This window comes from Xanthobacter autotrophicus, assembly GCF_029991245.1.
GTDB lineage: Bacteria > Pseudomonadota > Alphaproteobacteria > Rhizobiales > Xanthobacteraceae > Xanthobacter > Xanthobacter autotrophicus_C.
Window position 1 is genome coordinate 1 of the sequence record NZ_JAIVFO010000205.1, and the last position, 5,928, is coordinate 5,928.

5 protein-coding genes and 1 pseudogene are annotated in these 5,928 nt (G+C 69.8%); all 6 read left to right on the forward strand.

Features of this window, described 5'->3' with window-relative positions; all coding sequences use genetic code 11:
- The first annotated feature begins 77 nt into the window (after positions 1-77).
- Positions 78-974: a nitrate ABC transporter permease gene (gene ntrB / locus K9U41_RS21380; protein ID WP_282642863.1), complete on the forward strand. Its 897-nt coding sequence runs from the start codon at positions 78-80 to the stop codon at positions 972-974.
- Between the two features lie 22 nt (positions 975-996).
- Positions 997-1,791, forward strand: a complete 795-nt coding sequence (locus K9U41_RS21385) for an ABC transporter ATP-binding protein (RefSeq protein ID WP_282642864.1) — start codon at positions 997-999, stop codon at positions 1,789-1,791.
- A gap of 65 nt (positions 1,792-1,856) precedes the next feature.
- Positions 1,857-2,279, forward strand: a complete 423-nt coding sequence (locus K9U41_RS21390; protein WP_282642865.1) for a globin family protein — start codon at positions 1,857-1,859, stop codon at positions 2,277-2,279.
- Between the two features lie 10 nt (positions 2,280-2,289).
- A complete protein-coding gene (locus tag K9U41_RS21395; protein WP_282642866.1) occupies positions 2,290-3,510 on the forward strand; it encodes an NAD(P)/FAD-dependent oxidoreductase in 1,221 nt (406 codons plus the stop codon).
- An 11-nt stretch (positions 3,511-3,521) separates the two neighbouring features.
- The gene (locus tag K9U41_RS21400) at positions 3,522-5,285 is read left to right on the forward strand and encodes a NirA family protein (protein ID WP_282642867.1); all 1,764 of its coding nucleotides are present in this window, start codon (positions 3,522-3,524) and stop codon (positions 5,283-5,285) included.
- A gap of 196 nt (positions 5,286-5,481) precedes the next feature.
- Positions 5,482-5,928, forward strand: a pseudogene (locus K9U41_RS21405) ((Fe-S)-binding protein); the annotation flags it as partial.

The window sequence follows — 5,928 nt, forward strand, 5'->3', positions numbered from 1 at the left end:
CTCCCTGCCCTCCCCCGCAAGCGGGAGAGGGTGTCCGCCCCGAACATACGACACGCCCCGAACCGGAGCCCTGCCCCATGTCCGTCACCGCATTGAAAGAGCCGCCCAAAGAGGCCCGGCGCTCCGGGAGCGCCGCCGTGGTCCGCCTTGCCGCCCCTTCCACCCCGGCGCGCCCCTCACCCTGGCCGGGCTATGCCAAAAGCGTCGCCCTCAGCGTGCTGCCGCCGCTGGTCATGACGCTGCTGCTGGGCCTCTTGTGGGAGCTTCTGTGCTCCGGCCCCGGCGCCACCCTGCCGCCGCCGAGCCGCATCTGGGCGGATTCGAAGGACCTGATCCTCGATCCCTTCTTCGTCGCCGGCCCGCAGGATATCGGCCTCGGCTGGCGCGTGCTGGTCTCGCTCCAGCGGGTGGCGGTGGGCTTCGGCCTTGCGGCGGTGGTGGGCATCCTGCTCGGCGCGGTGATCGGCCAGTCGGTGTGGGCCATGCGCGGCCTCGACCCCATCTTCCAGGTGCTGCGCACGGTGCCGCCGCTGGCCTGGCTGCCCATCGCACTGGCGGCCTTCCGCGACAGCAATCCCTCGGCCATCTTCGTGATCTTCATCACCGCCATCTGGCCGGTGATCATCAACACGGCGGTGGGTATCCGAAATATCCCGCAGGACTACCGCAACGTGGCGCTGGTGCTGCGGCTGAACCCCATCGAATTCTTCTGGAAGATCATGCTGCCCTCGGCGGCGCCCTACATCTTCACCGGGCTGCGCATCGGCATCGGCCTCTCGTGGCTGGCCATCGTTGCTGCCGAAATGCTCACCGGCGGCGTCGGCATCGGCTTCTTCATCTGGGATGCGTGGAACTCCTCCCGCCTGCCCGACATCATCGTGGCCCTCGTCTACATCGGCGTGGTCGGCTTCGTGCTCGACCGCCTCGTGGCCGGCGTCGGCTCCTTCGTCACCCGTGGCACCAGCGCGTCCTGATCGCACTTTCGAGGAGCATCCCATGTCCGCCTATCTCGAACTCAGCCAGATCGGAAAGAGCTTTTCCCGCGGCTCCGCCACCACGGAAGTGCTGCGCGACGTTTCCCTCGACATCGCCAAGGGCGAATACATCTCCATCATCGGCCATTCCGGCTGCGGCAAGTCCACGTTGCTCAACATCGTCGCCGGCCTCACCCCGGTGACCACCGGCGGTGTCATCCTCGACGGCAAGGAGGTCAACGCCCCCGGCCCCGACCGCGCCGTGGTGTTCCAGAACCATTCCCTGCTGCCCTGGCTCACCGTCTATGACAACGTCCGCCTCGCGGTGGACAAGGTGTTCTCCGGCACCCGCTCGCGCGCCGAGCGGCACGACTGGACCATCCACAACCTCGACCTGGTGCAGATGGGCCACGCCAAGGACAAGCGCCCATCGGAAGTCTCCGGCGGCATGAAGCAGCGCGTGGGCATCGCCCGGGCGCTGGCCATGGAGCCCAAGGTGCTGCTGCTGGACGAGCCGTTCGGCGCGCTGGACGCCCTCACCCGCGCCCACCTGCAGGACAGCGTCATGCAGATCCATGCGAGCCTCGGCAACACCATCCTCATGATTACCCACGACGTGGACGAGGCGGTGCTGCTCTCCGACCGCATCGTGATGATGACCAACGGCCCCTCCGCCCGCATCGGCGAGGTGCTGGAGGTGAAGCTGGAGCGTCCGCGCAAGCGGCTGGAGCTGGTCACCAACGCCACCTACCTCAAGGCCCGCGAGGCGGTGCTGAAATTCCTCCACGAGCGCCACCGCTACGTCGAAGCGGCCTGAGCCCTCTTTCGGAGCGGGCCGGCGCGCCCGCTCCCCTCGCCTTTTTCAAAGCCGGAGAGATTGCCATGACACCGACCCAGATTGACCTGGTCCAATCCAGTTTCGCCAAGGTGGCGCCCATCGCCGATACGGCGGCGGGCCTGTTCTACGGCCGCCTGTTCGAGATCGCGCCGGAGGTGAAGCCCCTGTTCAAGGGCGACATGACCACCCAGGGCCAGAAGCTGATGGCCACCCTCGGCGTGGTGGTGGCCGGCCTCAAGGACCTGCCGCGCATCGTGCCCGCGGCGCAGGCCCTCGCCCGCAAGCATGTGGGCTACGGCGTCAAGACCGAGCACTACGCCGTGGTGGGCTCGGCCCTGCTGTGGACGCTGGAACAGGGCCTTGGCGAGGCTTTCACCCCCGAGGTGAAGACCGCGTGGGCCGACGCCTATGGCCTGCTCTCCTCCGTCATGATCGCCGCCGCCGAGACCCCCGAAGCAGTGGCCTGAGGACAACGACATGAGCGAGCCCCTTCTCATCATCGGCAACGGCATGGCCGCGGCGAAGCTCTGCGAGGAGCTGAGCCAGCGCGCGCTGGGCCGCTATGCCGTCGCGGTGATCGGGGCGGAGCCGCACCTCGCCTACAACCGGGTGCTGCTCTCCGAGGTGCTCGCCGGCCACATGACCGCCGCTGACGCGCAGATGAAGCCCGCCTCCTGGTGGCGCGACCGCGGCGTGACCCTGCAATACGGCACCCCCGCCGCCGCCATCGACCGCGCCCAACGCGCGGTGGTGCTGGCGGACGGGCGGCGCCTGCCCTATGCGCGCCTCGTGCTCGCCACCGGCTCGCATCCCATCCGCCTGCCCCTGCCGGGCATGGATCTCGACGGCGTGCACACCTTCCGCGACCTGAAGGACGTGGCGGCGCTGCTCGCCGCCGCCGCCGTGCCCGGCACGCGGGCGGTGGTGATCGGCGGCGGGCTGCTGGGCCTCGAAGCCGCCGTGGGCCTCGCCGGGGCGGGGGTGAAGACCTCCCTCGTCCACCTCATGGACCGGCTGATGGAGCGCCAGCTCGATCCCGCCGCCGCCGGCTTCCTGCGGCGGGCGGTGGAAGCCAAGGGCGTCGAGGTGCTGCTTCAGGCCGCCAGCGACGCCATTGAGGGGGACGCGCACGGCCGCGTCACCGGCCTCAGGCTGAAAGATGGGCGGGTGGTGGAGGCCGACCTCGTGGTGGTGGCCTGCGGCGTCATCCCCAATGCCGACCTTGCCCGCGCGGCGGGGCTGGAGGTGAAGCGCGGCGTGGTGGTGGACGACACGCTCGCTACCAGCGATCCCGCCATCTGCGCCCTCGGCGAATGCGCCGAGCATCGCGGCATCGCCTACGGCCTCGTGGCGCCGGCCTATGAGCAGGCCCGCGTGCTCGCCCGCCGCCTCGCGGGGGAGGAGGCGCGCTACGACGGCTCGGTGGTGGCCACCAACCTGAAGGTTTCGGGCGTCCCCGTCTTCTCGGCGGGGGACGTCACCGGCGGGGAGGGCACGGAAGACATCGTGCTCACCGACCGGGGGCTGGGCGTTTATCGCCGGCTCATCGTGAAGGACGGGCTGCTCGCGGGCGCCGTGCTGTTCGGCGATACGGCGGACGGCCTGTTCTATCTCGACCTCATCACCAAACGCACCCCCATCACCGCCATGCGCGCCGATCTTGCCTTCGGGCGGGACGCCATCGCCGCAGCGGCCTGAGGAGAGACACCATGGGCGGCGATTTCACCATCGACCAGAAGCGCTATCTGGAAGGCTTCGTCTCCGGCGCCAAGGCCGTGCAGATCACCCGCGGCGCCGCGCCTGCGAGCGCGCCCGCCGCTGCCGCCGAGCCCACCGGCCCGGATGCGGCGGGGCTGAAGGCCATGGCCCGCTTCGAGGCGGAGGGCAGGAAGCTCTCGCCCGAGGAAAAGGGCAAGCGCGAGGAATTCGGCCTCGATTCTTACCCCCGCATGAAGACCGCCGCCCACGACGGCACCTTCCCCAAGGGGCCGGACGTGTTCCGCTGGAAGTTCCACGGCCTGTTTTATGTGGCGCCGGCGCAGGACAGCTTCATGTGCCGCCTGCGCATTCCCAACGGCATCCTCACCCACTGGCAGTTTCGCGGCGTGGCCGACATCGCGGCCGCCCACGGCGGCAACTACACCGACGTGACCACGCGGGCCAATTTGCAGATCCGCGAGATCCCGGCCACCGACGGCATCGCCGTGCTGGAGAGGCTGGTGGATCTCGGCCTCACCGCCAAGGGCGCGGGGGCGGACAATATCCGCAACGTGACCGGCACCCCCACCGCCGGCATCGACACGCAGGAATTGCTCGATACCCGCCCGCTGGCGAAGGAGTGGCACCACTACATCTTGAACAATCGCGACATGTACGGCCTGCCGCGCAAGTTCAACGTGGCCTTCGACGGCGCCGGCACCATCGGCGCGCTGGAGGATACCAACGACATCGGCTTCCAGGCGGTGGAGGTGAAGGACGGCTTCGGTGTCGCGCCGGGCGTATGGCTGCGGCTCGCGCTGGGCGGCATCACCGGCCACAAGGATTTCGCCCGCGACACCGGCATCGTGGTGCGCCCGCAGGAGGCGAGCGAAGTGGCCGCGGCCATCGTGCGCGCCTTCATCGACACCGGCGACCGCACCGACCGCAAGAAGGCGCGGCTCAAATACGTGCTCGACGCCATGGGCTTCGACGGCTTCCTGGCGCTGGTGGAGAAGAAGCTCGGCCGCCCCTTCACCCGCCTGCCGGCCGAGGCGGTGGCGCCCCGCGCCGAGGCCGACCGCCTCGCCCATCTCGGCGTCCATGCCCAGAAGCAGCCGGGGCTGAACTATATCGGCGTCGGCCTGCCGGTGGGCCGCATGAGCGTGGAACAGATGCACGGCCTCGCCGACATCTCCGCCCGCCTGGGCGACGGCGACATCCGCCTCACCGTCTGGCAGAACCTGCTGATCTCCGGCGTTGCCGACGCGGACGTGGCGCAGGCCTGCACCGCCGTCGCGGCGCTGGGGCTATCGACCGAGGCGACGCCGCTGCAGGCCGGCCTTGTGGCCTGCACGGGATCGAAGGGCTGCCGCTTCGCCGCCGCCGACACCAAGGGCACGGCGCGCGCCATCCTCGCCCACTGCGAGGAGCGCGTGGCGCTGGACGGGCCGGTGAACATCCATGTCACCGGCTGCCACAATTCCTGCGCCCAGCATTATATCGGCGACATCGGCCTCATCGGCGCGCGGGTGGCCATCAATGACGACGGCGACACGGTGGATGGCTATCACCTGCTCGTCGGCGGCGGCTTCGGCGCGGATGCCGCCATCGCCCGCGAGCTGTATCGCGACGTGAAGGCGGAAGACGCCCCGGTGGTGGTGGAACGCCTGCTGAAGAGCTGGCTCGCCCACCGTACCGAAGGCGAGGCCTTCGCCCCCTTCACCCGCCGCATGGACCCCGACGCGCTGAAGGCGCTGGCGGAGGGGGAGGCATGAGTACGATTGTCCGCTGCGCGGAAGTCGAGCGCTGGGGCCCGGCTCTCCTTTCCCTGCGCTGCGCTCCGTTTCAGTCGGCCGGGACACGCACCGGCCTCGTGTCCCGGACGCATGGAGCGTCAGCGGAATGCGAGCCGGGACCCAGCGCAAAGCTCAAGTGCCGCAGGCACTTTCATTGATCACCGAGACCACAGCCATGAGCCTCCAGACCCGCATTCCCGTTGTGCCCGTCCTGCCCGACAGCGCGCCCTTCACCGGCGAGCAGCGGGCGTGGCTGAACGGCTTCTTCGCCGCCATCCTCTCGGCCGATCAGGTCAGCGCCCCCACCGCCCTCTCGGCGGGCGACGCGGCGGCGCTGATGCCCGACATGCCCGCCCCGGCGGCTGACGATGGTGCCGACGATGGCGCCCCCTGGCACGACCCCGCCATGCCGCTGGCCGAGCGCATGGCGCTGGCGGAAGGCAAGGCCCTGCCCCGGCGCATGATGGCGGCCATGGCCCAGCAGGATTGCGGCCAGTGCGGCTATGTCTGCGAGAGCTACGCCAAGGCGCTGGCCGATGGTGCCGAAAGCAAGCTCAACCTCTGCGCCCCCGGCGGCAAGGAGACCCTGCGCATGCTGAAGCAGCTCGCGGAGGAGACCGCC

Excerpts from the sequence above, each read along its gene's own strand:
- K9U41_RS21390 (WP_282642865.1), top strand. The coding sequence starts at position 1,857 with ATGACACCGACCCAGATTGACCTGGTCCAATCCAGTTTCGCCAAGGTG.
- K9U41_RS21395 (WP_282642866.1), top strand. The coding sequence starts at position 2,290 with ATGAGCGAGCCCCTTCTCATCATCGGCAACGGCATGGCCGCGGCGAAG.
- K9U41_RS21385 (WP_282642864.1), top strand. The coding sequence starts at position 997 with ATGTCCGCCTATCTCGAACTCAGCCAGATCGGAAAGAGCTTTTCCCGC.
- K9U41_RS21400 (WP_282642867.1), top strand. The coding sequence starts at position 3,522 with ATGGGCGGCGATTTCACCATCGACCAGAAGCGCTATCTGGAAGGCTTC.
- ntrB (WP_282642863.1), top strand. The coding sequence starts at position 78 with ATGTCCGTCACCGCATTGAAAGAGCCGCCCAAAGAGGCCCGGCGCTCC.